Source organism: Rickettsia endosymbiont of Urophora cardui, from assembly GCF_964030725.1.
In the GTDB taxonomy this organism is placed as follows: domain Bacteria; phylum Pseudomonadota; class Alphaproteobacteria; order Rickettsiales; family Rickettsiaceae; genus Rickettsia.
Genome location: NZ_CAXIPY010000006.1, coordinates 967,815 through 986,001, shown reverse-complemented (window position 1 = coordinate 986,001; position 18,187 = coordinate 967,815). Strand labels below are relative to the sequence as shown.

The following is an 18,187-nucleotide window of genomic DNA, read 5'->3' as shown; positions in this document are numbered from 1 at the left end:
GTTCATCGAGTAGACCTATGTTTTTTTAGTTACTTGAACAGTTGCGGGTCTTAATAATCTATCTTTAATTTTATAGCCAACTTGCATTATATTAATAACGCTATTAGGTTCATGATCAGGATGCTCTATTTGAGAAATTGCATTATGTAGATTATAATCAAATGCTGATCCTATTTCCGGCTTTATTTCTTCTATGTGGTGCTTATGAAATACTTTATCTAGCTCATCTTTAGTCATCTGAACACCGGCAATAATGTTAGTTACTTCTACTGAAGCATCTAGCGGTTTATACTCTAATGCTCTAGATAAATTATCGCTAACGTTTAGAAGCTCTTTAGCAAATGTAGTAATCGCATAATCTCTTGCTTCATCACGTGCTTTTTCTAAACGCTTTCTGGTATTATCTATTTCAGCACTTGCTCTAATTAGCTTATCTTTCAGCTCCTCTATTTGGGCTTTTAAGTCTGCTATTTCAGTATTTGCTACTTCTTCAGCAATATCATTTATTATTTCTTCTTCTTTGTTTTCTATATTATTGTCCGTCATCGTATAACTATTATTGATTTACTTATAGTATAAGATATAATAAAAAATCTAAAATTTTCAATGGGGTATACTTGTTTTATTTAAAATCTTTTCCAAATAAAACTTTGTCTATCTATTCTTCATCTATTAGAGGTATAAATATTATATTATGAGGCAGTCAGGCAGAAAAAGCAATCAATTACGTCCTATTTCAATAGAATTATCTCCTCTTATTAACGCAGAAGGCTCATGTCTTATTAAAATAGGTAACACTCATGTTATGTGTAGTGCGAGTTATGATACTACAGTACCGCCATTTTTACGTAACCAGAACAGAGGATGGATTACCGCAGAGTATAGCATGCTCCCGGGTTCTACATCTCAGCGTAATAAAAGGGAAGCGGTGCAAGGTAAGCAGTCAGGTAGAACGCAAGAGATACAGCGTTTAATAGGCAGAACGATGCGTTCGATAATTGACTTACAAAAACTTGGTGAGCGACAAATTACCATAGATTGTGATGTGATTAATGCCGATGGAGGTACTAGGACTGCCGCTATAACAGGAAGTTATGTAGCTTTGCATTTAGCTATTAGATCATTAATGAAAAAAAGAATTCTAAAAGTAAATCCATTGATCAACCAAGTTGCTGCTGTTTCTTGCGGTATATATAAAGATCAACCTATATTAGATCTGGATTATTTAGAAGATAGTGACGCTGAAGTAGATAGTAATTTTGTATTTGCAGGTAACGGAAACTTAATTGAAATTCAAGGAACAGCAGAGAAAAAACCTTTTTCTGAAGAGCAATTTTTAGAAATGTTAAAACTTGCAAAAGCAGGTGTAGCAGAATTATTTAAGTTACAAAATCAAGTATTGCTTAATTGATAATGACTAAAATAAGACTTGATGAATTTTTATTGCAAAAAGGTTTTGCTCCAAATATTCAGGTGGCACAAAGTCTAATTATGCAGGGTAAAGTGCATAATAAACATGAGCAACTAACCAAAGCCGGAACGCAAGTTAATATAAATGATACTGACATCAAGGTAAAGCTGCCGAAACATAATTATGTTTCAAGAGGAGCATTAAAGCTAATTAAGGCTTTAGATCATTTTAAGATTAACCCTAGCGGTATGGTTTGCATTGATCTTGGAAGCAGTACTGGCGGTTTTACGGAAGTTTTATTGGAGCAAGGTGCAAAGTTAGTGTTTGCCGTAGATGTTGGTTATGGTGAGCTGCATCATAGATTGCGGAATAATCCGCAAATTATAGTACTGGAGAAAACTAATGCACGATATTTAACCGAAAAACAAATAACTATTCAGCCTGATTTGATAGTTTGCGATGCAAGCTTTATCAGCTTAACTACTATTCTGCCTGCTTCATTTGCTTTAGCTAAGAAAGATTGTTTGCTTATAGCCCTAATCAAGCCACAATTTGAAGTCGAAAAGCAAGAGGTAGAGGAGGGGGGCATTATTAAAAACCCGTTACTTCATCAAAAAGTGTGCAATAAAATTAAAGCTTGGCTTGAAGAAGAACATAATTTTGATATATTCAGTATTGTAGAAAGCCCGATACTCGGAGCTAAAGGAAATAAGGAGTTTTTAATAGTAGGGCAGAGAAAAAAGACACTTTAAATGATGCTCCTCGCAGCAGAGCTACGAGGTATCTAAAAAAGTTTTAGTTGTTTCTTACTGAAGTTTTGACAAAAAATTTTTATTAAAAAAAGTGGCGAGTGTATCAATCTATAATTTGTATTATATATCAAATAATTTACTTTAAATTGTAGAAATATCGCTTTTAAGCTGATAAAAGCACTAAATATTTAACTTTAAATATAAATTTTCACTTTAGTCAGAAAAATTAGAATTTTTGTCAAAACTTCAGTTCTTATGATATCACGAAGCAGAGCTTCGGGGAATTAAACCCTGAGAGATTAATTATAGAACTTTCCGGTGATATCATCTGATCATTTACATATTTTAGTATCGATACCTCCTAGTATAGCAGTAAGTGAATTTGTACAAAGAGCGAAAGGTAGGACTTCACGTAGAATACAACAAGAATTTCCTGAATTAAAGAAGAGATATTGGGGGAAGCATTTTTGGGGAAGAGGTTATTTTGTCTATCCGCCAAAAACACTTCAAATCCTGATCATTTGTAATGGGATAGAGTTTTGACAACAAATTGCTAAGATTTTCAATAAAAATTAATAAGTTATGTTAATTTTTACTGATACATTTCTGTGTTGGTCTAATTTTGATATGGAGCTATTGTTAACGATTTTTTATCGTTCATCTAGTTTTTGCATGATGATATTTTTGATTTATGTGGAGTTAGACACGATTTGTAAATGATTTGCAATGCATCGTAAATTCAAACCAATAGCAGAGATTATTGGATTGATAATATCTCCTATCATACCTTTCAAGAAGTTTCTACCCATCCGACCATATTGCTTTAAGTGACCTATTATTGGTTCTATGGCACTGCGTCTCTTGATCATAGACTTGTCCTCTTGTAACAACTTCTTCCGCGTTTTTGGGGTATATACCTTACTCTTCTCCTTTACATTGCTACCACTATACCCAAGATCAACAAATGATTTCTTTATCTTGATTCCAGTGACACTCTCTACTGCTTCAAAGCTCTGATGCAATGTATGACCATCATAAGGATTATTATGAAACGATTTTGCGGATAAAACAAAATTTCTACGACCACTTACTACTACCGCTACTTTATTGCCAAACTCATATGGCTTGTTGCGTTTTCCCTTTCCTATACACTCTACTTCAGGGGCATGAAAACTATATAATACTTTGTTATCTTCTTTATATTGCTTTTTAGCTTCTCTTTTTAAAACAGATTGGTTATGTATAGCTAACACGGAAATGTTTCTACCACAGATTAGGAAAAACTTAGGCATTGATCAATAATTTTACGTAAACAGTTTTTAAAGTTAGTCCAGCAATGTTTAATAGGATTTAGATCTGGTGAATATGTGAGTAAATACAAAAACTATGGTAAAAACCTTTCCGCGTTAGCTATATTTGTTTTATTTTTTGCAATACTTCTTGATTTTTGAGAGACAAGTTTAATTGCTTATTTTTGATCTCACGCTCACATACTCTAATCAAACGACCCAGTAATATTTTTAAATGCTTCATTATTTTCCAACGCTTCTTGGCTTTACTATGTTCTTTATATTTCCATAGCTTTACTATATCGCGTTTATAGGTTCTAGCGTATGTTTCATTCAAATGTATACCCAAACTGTTGCAAAGCTTTACTATGCTAAGCCTAGCTTTATCCATTAAATAAACATCGTGTGGGTGTTTGATATTCTTAATTTGTACAGTCGTATCAGCGATGATTAATTCCAAATCTTTTTTTTTAATTGTGTTAGTTTTTATCCCAACCCTGATCAACTCCGATAATATCTCATTATATCCAGCTTCACCTAATACACTACGAAACCGTCGTATACTAGTTTCCGAGATAGCTATGTCTTTTTCTATATATTCCCACCCGCAGAAATACTGCCAATACATATTCTCTTTTAGCTCTTCCTCTGATAATGAATCTGAAAAATTATACATTGCTTGTAGCATCGTTATGCCAAGCATCACTCTATGACATTTTCTATTTCTACCAAATTTCTTAATACAAACATTTTTTGATAACCACTCTTCGAGCCTAGACCAATTTATTAATTCTCTTAATTTATATAGCTTATTATTTGGGTTTAATTCTTCTTTTAATTTATAACCAAACAGTTTCCCTTGTTCTTGCGATTTGATAATGTTGTCTATTGGCATTGACTGAAATCCATAAGGTTTATGACCATATTTTATCATTTTCTTACGGATTGTTGTATTACTTCTTGTCTTAAAACCATATTATCTATAAGGCTTGTAGAGTTTTGGCGGACGGACTATTTTAGTACAACAAGTGGTCATATTACAGATGAAGTAATTAATGAGTCAGGAGTTTCGCACTTAGCAAAAAGTATGTTAATCTAGAGAAAAATAGTTTTAGATAAAAATGACAAGAACAAAATGTAGCAAGGACTTATATAAATCATTTTTACAAGCAAGTAGTGTCAGATATACTAGCAAGGCATTATCTGAAGTGAGTCCAGTAGATCTATCTCACGATAGTGCAAGTCGATGGTTAAAGAGTAAGGATTTTCGTCCTAGCGAAATCTATAAGGAAGTGTCAAAATATATAGATTGGGAAGCACCGTGTTTATTAGTGGGGGATGACACCTTATTATCAAAGCAATACAGTCAGAAGATTGAGCTTGTACGTTATCAATATTCTGGAGCTGTACATGATGTTATACCTGGTATAGGAATGGTAAACTTACTACATTACAATACTAAAATTGCTCAATCTACTCCCGTAGATTATAGAATATATGATAAAGACACTGATGGTAAAACAAAGAATGAGCATTTTTGTGATATGCTTACTTTAGCTAAAGAAAGAGGTCTCAATCCTGATGCCATAGTCATGGATGCTTGGTATAGCGGGTTGGAGAATTTAAAACATATACGTAATTTAGGCTGGCTATGGGTTACCACCCTAAGGAAAAATAGAAAAGTTAATCATAATGTTAGCTTGGAAAGTTTAGAGATACCCGATGAGGGGCTAAAAATTCACCTACGTGGATACGGTTGGGTTACGGTATTTAAGTTTGTGGCAAAGAATGGTCGCATTGATTACATAACAACGAACTTGGAAAATCCCACACGTGAGCAAATAGAGAAAATTGTTAAGGCACGTTGGTCTATAGAGGTTTATCATCGAGAATTAAAACAAACTTGTGGTATTGAACGCTGTCAGGCACGCACGGGCCGAGCTCAAAGAAATCATATTTGCCTTGCAGTATTTGCCTGGCTTGATATGAATAAAAGGAGGATAAATGAAAACATTACTTTATATCAACAAACTTGGGAAGTTATAAAAACATCAATTCAAAACAATATCAGATGGCTTTTAACTGATTCGCAACTTTGCTAAGTGCGAAACTCCTGTGAGTATATAAATAACCATACAGAAGCTCATAAACCAACTGCTATTTCTAACATTAGATTGGAATAAGCTTTAGCTTAAATTCTAAGGCACTTCCAGTGCCTACCATCAACCTACCGGCTCTCAGCCGGTAGTGGTTGAGATTAGATGATTCAATAGAAGAGAAGCCTTATACGGATGAAAATGAGATAGTAGCATGGCATCACTCTCATGCTAAAGGAAAGCATGTCAAAGGAATAAACATTTTATCGTGCTTAGTTTCGTATGGTGATGTAGTTTTTCCATTTTGGTACGAAATTATTCATAAAGATGTTAGTTTTTCTGATATTGATACACGCAAAGTAAAGCGTAAATCTAGCATGAGCAAAAACCAACATTTTCGCAATCTCATAAAACAATCAACAGAGAACAAAGTGTTGTTTGAGTACATTTTAGCCGACAATTGGTTTGGTTCTAAAGAGAATATGGAATTCATAGAGTTACTTGGTAAAAAGTTTATTATTGGTATTAAATCCAATAGAATTGTTGCATTATCAGGTAAAGATAAAAAAATTGGTCAGTTTCAACAAATCTCATCATTAGATATGCAGGATGGAGAATCAAAGAAGGTATGGTTGAAAGGCGTATCTTTTGAAGTATTACTAATCAAAAAAGTTTTCATAAACGAAGACGGATCGACTGGTACTCTATACCTTGCTTCTAATGATACAGAAAATGATACTGCCTATTTATATCAAATCTATCAAAAACGATGGAGAATTGAGGAATATCACAAATCTATCAAAGAAAATGCAAGCTTGGCAAAATCTCCAACCAAGAAGATGCGATCTCAAGCAAACCATATATTTGCTTCAATTGTAGCATTTTGTAAGTTAGAAATTATAAAGTCCGTCCGCCAAAACTCTACAAGCCTTATAGATAATATGGTTTTAAGACAAGAAGTAATACAACAATCCGTAAGAAAATGATAAAATATGGTCATAAACCTTATGGATTTCAGTCAATGCCAATAGACAACATTATCAAATCGCAAGAACAAGGGAAACTGTTTGGTTATAAATTAAAAGAAGAATTAAACCCAAATAATAAGCTATATAAATTAAGAGAATTAATAAATTGGTCTAGGCTCGAAGAGTGGTTATCAAAAAATGTTTGTATTAAGAAATTTGGTAGAAATAGAAAATGTCATAGAGTGATGCTTGGCATAACGATGCTACAAGCAATGTATAATTTTTCAGATTCATTATCAGAGGAAGAGCTAAAAGAGAATATGTATTGGCAGTATTTCTGCGGGTGGGAATATATAGAAAAAGACATAGCTATCTCGGAAACTAGTATACGACGGTTTCGTAGTGTATTAGGTGAAGCTGGATATAATGAGATATTATCGGAGTTGATCAGGGTTGGGATAAAAACTAACACAATTAAAAAAAAAGATTTGGAATTAATCATCGCTGATACGACTGTACAAATTAAGAATATCAAACACCCACACGATGTTTATTTAATGGATAAAGCTAGGCTTAGCATAGTAAAGCTTTGCAACAGTTTGGGTATACATTTGAATGAAACATACGCTAGAACCTATAAACGCGATATAGTAAAGCTATGGAAATATAAAGAACATAGTAAAGCCAAGAAGCGTTGGAAAATAATGAAGCATTTAAAAATATTACTGGGTCGTTTGATTAGAGTATGTGAGCGTGAGATCAAAAATAAGCAATTAAACTTGTCTCTCAAAAATCAAGAAGTATTGCAAAAAATAAAACAAATACATAACCAATCTGTTTTAAAAAGAGAAGCTAAAAAGCAATATAAAGAAGATAACAAAGTATTATATAGTTTTCATGCCCCTGAAGTATAGCTAACACGGAAATGTTTCTACCACAGATTAGGAAAAACTTAGGCATTGATCAATAATTTTACGTAAACAGTTTTTAAAGTTAGTCCAGCAATGTTTAATAGGATTGAGATCTGGTGAATATGTGAGTAAATACAAAAACTATGGTAAAAACCTTTCCGCGTTAGCTATAGAGTGTATAGGAAAGGGAAAACGCAACAAGCCATATGAGTTTGGCAATAAAGTAGCGGTAGTAGTAAGTGGTCGTAGAAATTTTGTTTTATCCGCAAAATCGTTTCATAATAATCCTTATGATGGTCATACATTGCATCAGAGCTTTGAAGCAGTAGAGAGTGTCACTGGAATCAAGATAAAGAAATCATTTGTTGATCTTGGGTATAGTGGTAGCAATGTAAAGGAGAAGAGTAAGGTATATACCCCAAAAACGCGGAAGAAGTTGTTACAAGAGGACAAGTCTATGATCAAGAGACGCAGTGCCATAGAACCAATAATAGGTCACTTAAAGCAATATGGTCGGATGGGTAGAAACTTCTTGAAAGGTATGATAGGAGATATTATCAATCCAATAATCTCTGCTATTGGTTTGAATTTACGATGCATTGCAAATCATTTACAAATCGTGTCTAACTCCACATAAATCAAAAATATCATCATGCAAAAACTAGATGAACGATAAAAAATCGTTAACAATAGCTCCATATCAAAATTAGACCAACACAGAAATGTATCAGTAAAAATTAACATAACTTATTAATTTTTATTGAAAATCTTAGCAATTTGTTGTCAAAACTCTATCCCATTACAAATGATCAGGATTTGAAGTGTTTTTGGCGGATAGACTATAAAGGTTGCGACTGCGGCTCTGTCTCATCAATTGTGTAAATTTCGTGAACCATTAAATTCTACCATCAAATTTGATCATAAAATGAGCCATAGCTTCATTCCAATTGGGGATAGGCATAGACCATTTTTTGGTAATATAATCAATTGTCAGATATAAAACTTTAAATACTGCGTCATCATTTGGAAAGATGCGTTTATTCTTAGTAACTTTTCTCAATTGGCTATTCAGCGATTCTATCGCATTTGTAGTGTAAATAATCTTACGAATCTCCTTTGGATATTGCAAGAAAATTATCAAATTATCCCAATTATTATACCAAGATTTAGCTATATGCGGATATTGCTTACTCCATTTTTGATCAAATGACTCAAGAGCTAATTCTGCTTCTTTTTCAGTAGCAGAAGTATAGATTAGTTTCAAATCCGCTGCTAATTGCTTTCTATCTTTATATGATACATATTTGAGGCTATTCCTGATCTGATGGACAATACAAATTTGATGTTCAGTTTTCGGATATACTGATGCAATAGCATCAGACATACCAGTTAGATTATCACTACAAGCAATTAAGATATCTTTTACTCCTCGATTCTTCATTTCAGTAAAATTACCAAGCCAAAATTTAGCTCCTTCATTCTCACTTATCCATAAGCCTAAAATATCCTTTCTGCCAGATAAATCTATTCCTAAAGCTACATATACTGATTTATTAATAATAAGTTTAGCTTGTCTTACTTTCACTACTAAACAGTCAAAATATACTATAGGGTATACTGACTCAAGAGGTCTACTCTGCCAAATCTTGACCTCATCTATTACTTCATCTGTAATCCTGCTGATTAGGCTCTCACTGATCTCAGCTCCATATAATTCTTGCAATTGTGTTTTAATATCAGACACACTCATACCCTTCGCATATAAGGATATTATCTTTTGGTCTAAGCCATCTATTCTTGTTTGTTTCTTTGAGACTATTATAGGTTCAAATTTACCTTGTCTGTCTCTTGGAACATTTATCTCTATAGTACCATTCTCACTAATCAGATTCTTACTAAAACTACCATTCCTCGCATTCTCAGTTTCAGCTCTATCATACTTGCTATAACCTAAATGTTCTGACATCTCAGCATGCAGTGCTCGCTCTAAAATACCCTTGGTTAATTCCTTAATTAATCCATTCTGACTTAGTACTGTTTTTAAATCTACTCCGCCTTCTATCAGCAAATCTATTGCTTCATTTATTTTTTTATTCTTCTCTATTTGCATTTCTGTTACCTATATTTTTAATTACTTCTAATATAGGCTCAACAAAAATTTACACAATCATTGCAAAAGACTCGCGACTGCAACCAATCATTTTGCCATTAAATATAAATTGCTAGTAGCGGCGAATATAGCATCTATGAATGAATTGGCAAATTTGCGTCAAAATAACTCGTTTGCGTAAGGTGAGTAACTTATTGCGGAAACACACTCCTTCATTTTTTTGTCCAATTTTTTCATGTATGGACCTCCTGTAGAATGCAAGAAAAAAATAACATCAATAATAAAAACAAACAAATGCAGTCATGTATCCGGCTTATAGCTGATAAATCAACCTAATTTATTCTACAGCCCTGATGGAATTCGCTGGCTTACAAACTATATACTTATCAGTCCATCGGCTTCTAAAAGAGCCACTGAAAAACGCAGTTTTTTTGTAAGCTAAGGTTTGTCTTATTTACCATCAATATTAATTATCTCAAGCATATTTCGGGTTGGAATCTCTTACATATTGTTTTGCTTTTACCTATTCATTATATAAATCACCATTTATTTTACTTATAAGTGCTATGCTACACACTCTTTAGCTACAAACTTTACTCTCTACATAATCATCTCCTGATCTTAGTACAGCAAACACCACTCTTGCCAACTTATTAGCTATGGCAACTGTCGTTTTATTATGGCTACTTCGCTCAGATAAATTAAACATCCATTTCGTAAATTGGCTAAAATCTTTTTTAGATTTCTGTTCTTCCGATGTAAATCTTATCTTGGCATTTAGTACAGCTCTAGCCCCTTGAATTAATAAAGTGCGTAAGTATACATCACCTCGCTTGCTAATTCCCAGCAGCTTATCCTTCCCACCACTTGAATGTTGTCTTGGCACTAATCCTAGCCATGCCGATAATTGCCTGCCATTCTCAAAACTTGTAGCATTACCTATTGATGCTATTAAAGCAGTAGCAGTAATTAAACCAAGACCAGGTATAGCTCTTAATCGTTGATATTGAGTTAGGTTACTTGCTATCATTGTTAATCGTTTTTCTATCTCTTTTATTTTTCTGTTATTATCTAAGAATTCTTCTTTTAGTTCACTAAATGTTTGATAACTTAACTGGCTTAATTTCCCTGCATCTAAAATCTCAATTAATTTTGTGATAACCTTATTAATGCCTTGAGGAACAATAAAACCAAACTCATGTAGTAGCCCCCTAATTTCATTAGCAAGTGCTGTACGATTTTTTACCAATCTCTCTCTTACCCTATGTATTGATAAAATTTCTTGTTGCTCTATAGTTTTAATTGCAACAAATCTCATATTAGGTCTTGTCACGGCTTCACATATCGCTTCAGCATCTGCTTGATCATTTTTATTAGTTTTAACATATGGTTTGACAAATTGCGGTGCCATTAGTTTTACTTCATGCCCTAATTTAGTTATTTCTCTTGCCCAATAACTAGAACCACCACAAGCTTCCATCCCTACTAAACATTGTGGTAAATTAGCCATAAATGTCAAAACCTGATCTCTCATCAATTTTTTCTTTAATACTGTCTTGCCATTTTTATCTACACCATGAATTTGAAAAATTCTTTTTGCAATATCTATACCAATTGTAGTAACCTCCATATGGACCTCCTTAATTGTTGTTTTAATATGTTAAATATTAACCCTAGAAGATTAGCAACTGCTTTTCATTCTCTATATCAGGAGGTCCATACCATTAGTCCATTATAAACATGGTGTATTTATCCAGTCGCTATACATCATTAATTTGACTAAATCTACATTCTAAACAAGTTGATTCCAAGCGTAACAAGCCATAGTGACGATATCTTCATATACACCATGTTAATTATTACAATTGGTATAAGAAATTAGCTGTTGAAAAGAATAATGAAATCTTGTATCTTGAATATGTATCTGACAGTCAAAATTTAACTGACAATCAGGTGCGAAATTTATAGTGTCTGTAAGATCAAATCTTGACTTCTACATTAATGTTACCTTCTGGTGTACAGACAATTTTAGTGCGTATAATATCTTACCCAATCAAAAGCACATTGTTGGCAAAATATACACTCAGCGTATTGAAAGAGAGAATTTAACTCTGCGTAATAGGCTAAAAGATTAAATCGTAAAACACTAGGTTACTCAAAATATCCTGAAATGCATGACAAAGTTATCGGAACATTTATTGAGAGACAATACTATATTTAATGGTGCATCAATAAATTGAATACACGACCCAATTCAACAGAAGCCATAATATGCCGGAATATATTAGACACGATGAGGGTACATTTGTATCTCTGACAAAACAACAAAAGGAAGCTATAGGGTTACTTTCTATTGGTACTTTCTTAGAGTATTTTGATCTTATGCTCTATGTGCATATGGCAGTACTTCTTAATGAATTGTTTTTTCCAAAAACTAATGATATAACCACTGCCTCATTCTTATCTGCTGCTGCATTTTGTTCTGCTTATGTTTTAAGACCTTTTGGAGCATTAATTTTTGGTTGGTTAGGAGATAATATAGGACGCAAAACAACTGTCATTATTACAACTTTTTTAATGTCCATCTCTTGTATGGTTGTGGCCAATTTACCAACTTATGATCAAATTGGTATAAAAGCTATTATTATAGTTACTATATGTAGAATGATACAAGGTATTTCGTCTATGGGTGAAAGAGTGGGAGCTGGAATCTATATTAGCGAAATGACAAAACCTCCTATACAATATGCAGCTGTAACAATGATAGGATTTTTGTCTGCATTAGGTGGCACTTTTGCCTTATTTATTGCTTCTTTAGTAACTTCTTATGGTTTTAATTGGCGTCTTGCTTTTTGGATTGGTGCAGGTGTAGCAATAATAGGTTTTTTTGCAAGAACAGCATTACGTGAAACACCAGAATTTGCCAACGCAAGATACTACCTCCAAAATGTTTATTCTAGTACTAACCATCATAATCCTATTCTTAGTACTAATCCTTTAATCCAAACAAAAATTCAAAAATCAACTATTATTGCTAATTTCTTTAGTTCATGTGGTGGATCTATAAGCTTATATTTTTCTTATATATACTGTGCTAACATTCTCAAGTATTCTCTTAATTATAACTCATCACAAGTTATTCATCATAATTTTATTGTTTCCATGATTGGCCTAGCTTGTTACTTTATACAAGTATATTTAAGTTATATAATATATCCATTAAAAATTCTTAAAGTAAAATTAACAATATTCTCGATATCAGTATTTGCTTTTCCGTATTTACTAAATCATATCACTTCTTCCACATCATTATTCTTTGTACAGTTAATATCTCTAGTATTTAGTCCTTCACAAACTCCAGCTATGCCAATATTTTTTAAACATTTTCCTATTTTTAAACGTTTTACTTATGTTAGCATGACTTATGCCATATCACATACCTGTATGTAGTCCGTCCGCCAAAACTCTACAAGCCTTATAGATAATATGGTTTTAAGACAAGAAGTAATACAACAATCCGTAAGAAAATGATAAAATATGGTCATAAACCTTATGGATTTCAGTCAATGCCAATAGACAACATTATCAAATCGCAAGAACAAGGGAAACTGTTTGGTTATAAATTAAAAGAAGAATTAAACCCAAATAATAAGCTATATAAATTAAGAGAATTAATAAATTGGTCTAGGCTCGAAGAGTGGTTATCAAAAAATGTTTGTATTAAGAAATTTGGTAGAAATAGAAAATGTCATAGAGTGATGCTTGGCATAACGATGCTACAAGCAATGTATAATTTTTCAGATTCATTATCAGAGGAAGAGCTAAAAGAGAATATGTATTGGCAGTATTTCTGCGGGTGGGAATATATAGAAAAAGACATAGCTATCTCGGAAACTAGTATACGACGGTTTCGTAGTGTATTAGGTGAAGCTGGATATAATGAGATATTATCGGAGTTGATCAGGGTTGGGATAAAAACTAACACAATTAAAAAAAAAGATTTGGAATTAATCATCGCTGATACGACTGTACAAATTAAGAATATCAAACACCCACACGATGTTTATTTAATGGATAAAGCTAGGCTTAGCATAGTAAAGCTTTGCAACAGTTTGGGTATACATTTGAATGAAACATACGCTAGAACCTATAAACGCGATATAGTAAAGCTATGGAAATATAAAGAACATAGTAAAGCCAAGAAGCGTTGGAAAATAATGAAGCATTTAAAAATATTACTGGGTCGTTTGATTAGAGTATGTGAGCGTGAGATCAAAAATAAGCAATTAAACTTGTCTCTCAAAAATCAAGAAGTATTGCAAAAAATAAAACAAATACATAACCAATCTGTTTTAAAAAGAGAAGCTAAAAAGCAATATAAAGAAGATAACAAAGTATTATATAGTTTTCATGCCCCTGAAGTAGAGTGTATAGGAAAGGGAAAACGCAACAAGCCATATGAGTTTGGCAATAAAGTAGCGGTAGTAGTAAGTGGTCGTAGAAATTTTGTTTTATCCGCAAAATCGTTTCATAATAATCCTTATGATGGTCATACATTGCATCAGAGCTTTGAAGCAGTAGAGAGTGTCACTGGAATCAAGATAAAGAAATCATTTGTTGATCTTGGGTATAGTGGTAGCAATGTAAAGGAGAAGAGTAAGGTATATACCCCAAAAACGCGGAAGAAGTTGTTACAAGAGGACAAGTCTATGATCAAGAGACGCAGTGCCATAGAACCAATAATAGGTCACTTAAAGCAATATGGTCGGATGGGTAGAAACTTCTTGAAAGGTATGATAGGAGATATTATCAATCCAATAATCTCTGCTATTGGTTTGAATTTACGATGCATTGCAAATCATTTACAAATCGTGTCTAACTCCACATAAATCAAAAATATCATCATGCAAAAACTAGATGAACGATAAAAAATCGTTAACAATAGCTCCATATCAAAATTAGACCAACACAGAAATGTATCAGTAAAAATTAACATAACTTATTAATTTTTATTGAAAATCTTAGCAATTTGTTGTCAAAACTCTATCCCATTACAAATGATCAGGATTTGAAGTGTTTTTGGCGGATAGACTATGTAGTCCGTCCGCCAAAACTCTACAAGCCTTATAGATAATATGGTTTTAAGACAAGAAGTAATACAACAATCCGTAAGAAAATGATAAAATATGGTCATAAACCTTATGGATTTCAGTCAATGCCAATAGACAACATTATCAAATCGCAAGAACAAGGGAAACTGTTTGGTTATAAATTAAAAGAAGAATTAAACCCAAATAATAAGCTATATAAATTAAGAGAATTAATAAATTGGTCTAGGCTCGAAGAGTGGTTATCAAAAAATGTTTGTATTAAGAAATTTGGTAGAAATAGAAAATGTCATAGAGTGATGCTTGGCATAACGATGCTACAAGCAATGTATAATTTTTCAGATTCATTATCAGAGGAAGAGCTAAAAGAGAATATGTATTGGCAGTATTTCTGCGGGTGGGAATATATAGAAAAAGACATAGCTATCTCGGAAACTAGTATACGACGGTTTCGTAGTGTATTAGGTGAAGCTGGATATAATGAGATATTATCGGAGTTGATCAGGGTTGGGATAAAAACTAACACAATTAAAAAAAAAGATTTGGAATTAATCATCGCTGATACGACTGTACAAATTAAGAATATCAAACACCCACACGATGTTTATTTAATGGATAAAGCTAGGCTTAGCATAGTAAAGCTTTGCAACAGTTTGGGTATACATTTGAATGAAACATACGCTAGAACCTATAAACGCGATATAGTAAAGCTATGGAAATATAAAGAACATAGTAAAGCCAAGAAGCGTTGGAAAATAATGAAGCATTTAAAAATATTACTGGGTCGTTTGATTAGAGTATGTGAGCGTGAGATCAAAAATAAGCAATTAAACTTGTCTCTCAAAAATCAAGAAGTATTGCAAAAAATAAAACAAATACATAACCAATCTGTTTTAAAAAGAGAAGCTAAAAAGCAATATAAAGAAGATAACAAAGTATTATATAGTTTTCATGCCCCTGAAGTAGAGTGTATAGGAAAGGGAAAACGCAACAAGCCATATGAGTTTGGCAATAAAGTAGCGGTAGTAGTAAGTGGTCGTAGAAATTTTGTTTTATCCGCAAAATCGTTTCATAATAATCCTTATGATGGTCATACATTGCATCAGAGCTTTGAAGCAGTAGAGAGTGTCACTGGAATCAAGATAAAGAAATCATTTGTTGATCTTGGGTATAGTGGTAGCAATGTAAAGGAGAAGAGTAAGGTATATACCCCAAAAACGCGGAAGAAGTTGTTACAAGAGGACAAGTCTATGATCAAGAGACGCAGTGCCATAGAACCAATAATAGGTCACTTAAAGCAATATGGTCGGATGGGTAGAAACTTCTTGAAAGGTATGATAGGAGATATTATCAATCCAATAATCTCTGCTATTGGTTTGAATTTACGATGCATTGCAAATCATTTACAAATCGTGTCTAACTCCACATAAATCAAAAATATCATCATGCAAAAACTAGATGAACGATAAAAAATCGTTAACAATAGCTCCATATCAAAATTAGACCAACACAGAAATGTATCAGTAAAAATTAACATAACTTATTAATTTTTATTGAAAATCTTAGCAATTTGTTGTCAAAACTCTATCCCATTACAAATGATCAGGATTTGAAGTGTTTTTGGCGGATAGACTATGTACTTAATAACCTCTTTTGGTATGGCGTATTTCATAAGATCTTTTAGTCATTATGGTTTATTATTTATAATGATTCCTCTTATTATAGGATATACCTTCAGCCTAAATCATTTTGAAAAGTTAGAAAAGGAAGCTGGAAACTATCCAAATTAAATAATACATAACGATCTAATAAATAATTGTCAATCTTGATGTTATAGCTAACGCGGAAAGGTTTTTACCATAGTTTTTGTATTTACTCACATATTCACCAGATCTAAATCCTATTAAACATTGCTGGACTAACTTTAAAAACTGTTTACGTAAAATTATTGATCAATGCCTAAGTTTTTCCTAATCTGTGGTAGAAACATTTCCGTGTTAGCTATATTAGCACATTTTGTTAAAAGACTGAATTTTATGTCTGCTAGTTCTAAATAACTAGATAATATTAGGAAATGTTCTATAGTTTCTTCTACAATTTTCTTAGCTTTTTCAGGAGATTTAGCACCTATTGTTTGTATATTATGTAATCTATCAAAGAGTTTTATTAACAGTACATCATGTTTCTTTTCTTTGTATAACAGCTCTACCATTTCAGCAGCACTAATCTTTACTCCATCCTCCTTAATTCTTGTTAGATCCATAACCTGATTTGCTACTTTCCAGCCAAATTCTTCAGCTACTTTCTCCTTTGTAAGTTCTGTATCTTCTATAGTATCATGCAATATAGACGTTACTATCACATCTGTTCTAAATAAGTAATCTGATATAATATACGCTACCTCTATCGGATGTGAGTAAAATGGTTCTCCTGATTGACGCATTTGACTTCCATGATATTTCCGGGCGTAATAGATTGCTTTCTTTACTTCTAAAACATCTACCGGAGGTACTTTTACTATGCTATTTAAATATATTACTTTATCTAGTAATCTCTTAGCATAAATACAATCTCCAAAATCTTTTTCCCAATTTTTAAACTCTTCCATAAAATACTTACTTAAATTATTTAGTTCTATCGCATCTATGTTAGCAACGGAAGTAAAATGATACAGAGCAACGGATAAAAATTGATACAGTATTAAAATAGTATCTTCTGGATAAGGAGGTAATGAATAATGATAATACTGGAGCAAATAATGGAAATAAAAATATTGGATAAACATGGTAAAAGGGAAAGTTCTATAATTAATTAAGCCAGATATAATCAATTTTTAATCTCTCAGGGTTTAATTCCCCGAAGCTCTGCTTCGTGATATCATAAGAAACAACTAAAACTTTTTTAGATACCTCGTAGCTCTGCTGCGAGGAGCATCATTTGAATCAGTATTTAATATACTAAAAAATAGAATGAACCTAGAGCATACAAGCCATAGATCTCCTGTTAATTTCTTGGTGCATATTCTAGCTTGTGTTACTTCTTATGCTATCACTAAATCTCGTATAAAACTTGATGCTTTAGCTCCAGAACAACTTCTCTTATCCTAAATTGGCGTTATTACCCAAAACTTATCAATATCAGGGTTATAATATACTAGACTCACTACTCCTATACCGGTAGTAACTCCACCTGTAGCTCCACTGTACTGAGTTCTTGCCACCTCTATTTTCTTCGTATTCCTTTTATTTAACACCGTATCATCAAATATTGTATATCCATTAGATGCAAAAACAACATCATTCTTAATGTGTTCCCATAATAAAGAAGGGGTATATTTTTCATCTCCTAAAAATCTATTAATAACATCATGGCTACATTTCTTCGCATGTTCAGCGTAGTAGGTTAAACTATAATTCTTTTGGCTAACTGTTAAAAATTGACAATAATCTGTCCTATGAATTGGTATTGCTTGCAATCTTATCCTCTTTGACGTGTTTGATTATGTTTACAATAATTTATCACTTTTTTACTCATAGCGTAAG

The 18,187-nt window shown here is 32.6% G+C and carries 14 protein-coding genes and 6 pseudogenes; 13 read left to right on the top strand and 7 right to left on the bottom strand.

Translation table 11 applies throughout. From position 1 onward, the window contains the following. Positions 1-15 precede the first annotated feature (15 nt). Positions 16-546, bottom strand: coding sequence for a nucleotide exchange factor GrpE (gene grpE / locus AAHI98_RS13330; RefSeq protein WP_342226071.1), 531 nt, complete (start codon positions 544-546; stop codon positions 16-18). A 148-nt stretch (positions 547-694) separates the two neighbouring features. On the opposite strand from grpE, the gene rph reads away from it, so the two are divergent. The 3 genes and pseudogenes from rph to tnpA all read left to right on the top strand — a co-directional run. Beyond that, on the top strand, positions 695-1,411 hold the full coding sequence (gene rph / locus AAHI98_RS13325) for a ribonuclease PH (RefSeq protein ID WP_342226070.1): 717 nt from the start codon (positions 695-697) through the stop codon (positions 1,409-1,411). A 2-nt stretch (positions 1,412-1,413) separates the two neighbouring features. Next, a complete protein-coding gene (locus AAHI98_RS13320; protein ID WP_342226069.1) occupies positions 1,414-2,163 on the top strand; it encodes a TlyA family RNA methyltransferase in 750 nt (249 codons plus the stop codon). Positions 2,164-2,481: 318 nt separating this feature from the next. Beyond that, positions 2,482-2,670, top strand: a pseudogene (tnpA, locus tag AAHI98_RS13315) (IS200/IS605 family transposase); the annotation flags it as partial. Positions 2,671-2,852: 182 nt separating this feature from the next. Here tnpA and AAHI98_RS13310 read toward each other — a convergent pair. Beyond that, positions 2,853-3,455, bottom strand: coding sequence for a transposase (locus tag AAHI98_RS13310; protein WP_342226068.1), 603 nt, complete (start codon positions 3,453-3,455; stop codon positions 2,853-2,855). 118 nt (positions 3,456-3,573) lie between these two features. Next, positions 3,574-4,386 carry a transposase gene (locus tag AAHI98_RS13305; protein ID WP_342226067.1) on the bottom strand — a complete coding sequence of 271 codons (813 nt, stop codon included), beginning with the start codon at positions 4,384-4,386 and terminating at the stop codon, positions 3,574-3,576. 187 nt (positions 4,387-4,573) lie between these two features. Between AAHI98_RS13305 and AAHI98_RS13300 the strand changes: the two genes are divergently transcribed. The 5 genes and pseudogenes from AAHI98_RS13300 to AAHI98_RS13285 all read left to right on the top strand — a co-directional run bounded on the left by AAHI98_RS13300 (position 4,574) and on the right by AAHI98_RS13285 (position 8,064). After that, on the top strand, positions 4,574-5,554 hold the full coding sequence (locus AAHI98_RS13300) for an IS701 family transposase (protein ID WP_342224659.1): 981 nt from the start codon (positions 4,574-4,576) through the stop codon (positions 5,552-5,554). Positions 5,555-5,569: 15 nt separating this feature from the next. After that, a pseudogene (locus AAHI98_RS18780) lies at positions 5,570-5,635 on the top strand (IS200/IS605 family transposase); the annotation flags it as partial. A gap of 68 nt (positions 5,636-5,703) precedes the next feature. Then, positions 5,704-6,534 (top strand): annotated as a pseudogene (locus AAHI98_RS13295) (transposase); the annotation flags it as partial. After that, the gene (locus AAHI98_RS13290; RefSeq protein ID WP_342226065.1) at positions 6,531-7,430 is read left to right on the top strand and encodes a transposase; all 900 of its coding nucleotides are present in this window, start codon (positions 6,531-6,533) and stop codon (positions 7,428-7,430) included. The pseudogene AAHI98_RS13295 and the gene AAHI98_RS13290, both read left to right, overlap by 4 nt. A gap of 121 nt (positions 7,431-7,551) precedes the next feature. After that, complete coding sequence (locus tag AAHI98_RS13285; RefSeq protein WP_342226064.1) at positions 7,552-8,064, top strand: transposase; 513 nt, start codon at positions 7,552-7,554, stop codon at positions 8,062-8,064. A gap of 258 nt (positions 8,065-8,322) precedes the next feature. Here AAHI98_RS13285 and AAHI98_RS13280 read toward each other — a convergent pair whose 3' ends face one another. Continuing rightward, on the bottom strand, positions 8,323-9,537 hold the full coding sequence (locus AAHI98_RS13280; protein ID WP_342225690.1) for an IS256 family transposase: 1,215 nt from the start codon (positions 9,535-9,537) through the stop codon (positions 8,323-8,325). 67 nt (positions 9,538-9,604) lie between these two features. Between AAHI98_RS13280 and AAHI98_RS18775 the strand changes: the two are divergent. Continuing rightward, positions 9,605-9,718: pseudogene (locus AAHI98_RS18775) on the top strand (IS701 family transposase); the annotation flags it as partial. 399 nt (positions 9,719-10,117) lie between these two features. Here the strand turns inward: AAHI98_RS18775 and AAHI98_RS13275 are convergent. After that, positions 10,118-11,167: an IS110 family RNA-guided transposase gene (locus AAHI98_RS13275; RefSeq protein WP_342224642.1), complete on the bottom strand. Its 1,050-nt coding sequence runs from the start codon at positions 11,165-11,167 to the stop codon at positions 10,118-10,120. A gap of 370 nt (positions 11,168-11,537) precedes the next feature. Between AAHI98_RS13275 and AAHI98_RS13270 the strand changes: the two are divergent. The 4 genes and pseudogenes from AAHI98_RS13270 to AAHI98_RS13255 all read left to right on the top strand — a co-directional run. Further along, positions 11,538-11,758 (top strand): annotated as a pseudogene (locus tag AAHI98_RS13270) (IS1 family transposase); the annotation flags it as partial. Between the two features lie 50 nt (positions 11,759-11,808). After that, on the top strand, positions 11,809-12,987 hold the full coding sequence (locus AAHI98_RS13265; protein ID WP_342226063.1) for an MFS transporter: 1,179 nt from the start codon (positions 11,809-11,811) through the stop codon (positions 12,985-12,987). Positions 12,988-13,064: 77 nt separating this feature from the next. Next, complete coding sequence (locus AAHI98_RS13260) at positions 13,065-14,426, top strand: IS5 family transposase (protein ID WP_342224717.1); 1,362 nt, start codon at positions 13,065-13,067, stop codon at positions 14,424-14,426. 287 nt (positions 14,427-14,713) lie between these two features. After that, positions 14,714-16,075, top strand: coding sequence for an IS5 family transposase (locus AAHI98_RS13255; protein ID WP_342224717.1), 1,362 nt, complete (start codon positions 14,714-14,716; stop codon positions 16,073-16,075). 515 nt (positions 16,076-16,590) lie between these two features. Here the strand turns inward: AAHI98_RS13255 and AAHI98_RS13250 are convergent. Further along, positions 16,591-17,253 (bottom strand): HD domain-containing protein, encoded by a 663-nt coding sequence (locus tag AAHI98_RS13250; protein ID WP_342226222.1) that lies wholly within the window; start codon positions 17,251-17,253, stop codon positions 16,591-16,593. A 507-nt stretch (positions 17,254-17,760) separates the two neighbouring features. After that, a pseudogene (locus AAHI98_RS13245) lies at positions 17,761-18,120 on the bottom strand (IS701 family transposase); the annotation flags it as partial. Positions 18,121-18,187 lie beyond the last annotated feature (67 nt).

Bases quoted from the DNA above. Each gene is read 5' to 3' on its own strand.
- AAHI98_RS13250 (WP_342226222.1), bottom strand. From the start codon at position 17,253: ATGGAAGAGTTTAAAAATTGGGAAAAAGATTTTGGAGATTGTATTTAT.
- rph (WP_342226070.1), top strand. From the start codon at position 695: ATGAGGCAGTCAGGCAGAAAAAGCAATCAATTACGTCCTATTTCAATA.
- AAHI98_RS13300 (WP_342224659.1), top strand. From the start codon at position 4,574: ATGACAAGAACAAAATGTAGCAAGGACTTATATAAATCATTTTTACAA.
- AAHI98_RS13275 (WP_342224642.1), bottom strand. From the start codon at position 11,167: ATGGAGGTTACTACAATTGGTATAGATATTGCAAAAAGAATTTTTCAA.
- AAHI98_RS13260 (WP_342224717.1), top strand. From the start codon at position 13,065: ATGATAAAATATGGTCATAAACCTTATGGATTTCAGTCAATGCCAATA.
- AAHI98_RS13290 (WP_342226065.1), top strand. From the start codon at position 6,531: ATGATAAAATATGGTCATAAACCTTATGGATTTCAGTCAATGCCAATA.
- AAHI98_RS13255 (WP_342224717.1), top strand. From the start codon at position 14,714: ATGATAAAATATGGTCATAAACCTTATGGATTTCAGTCAATGCCAATA.
- grpE (WP_342226071.1), bottom strand. From the start codon at position 546: ATGACGGACAATAATATAGAAAACAAAGAAGAAGAAATAATAAATGAT.
- AAHI98_RS13265 (WP_342226063.1), top strand. From the start codon at position 11,809: ATGCCGGAATATATTAGACACGATGAGGGTACATTTGTATCTCTGACA.
- AAHI98_RS13280 (WP_342225690.1), bottom strand. From the start codon at position 9,537: ATGCAAATAGAGAAGAATAAAAAAATAAATGAAGCAATAGATTTGCTG.
- AAHI98_RS13310 (WP_342226068.1), bottom strand. From the start codon at position 3,455: ATGCCTAAGTTTTTCCTAATCTGTGGTAGAAACATTTCCGTGTTAGCT.
- AAHI98_RS13320 (WP_342226069.1), top strand. From the start codon at position 1,414: ATGACTAAAATAAGACTTGATGAATTTTTATTGCAAAAAGGTTTTGCT.
- AAHI98_RS13305 (WP_342226067.1), bottom strand. From the start codon at position 4,386: ATGATAAAATATGGTCATAAACCTTATGGATTTCAGTCAATGCCAATA.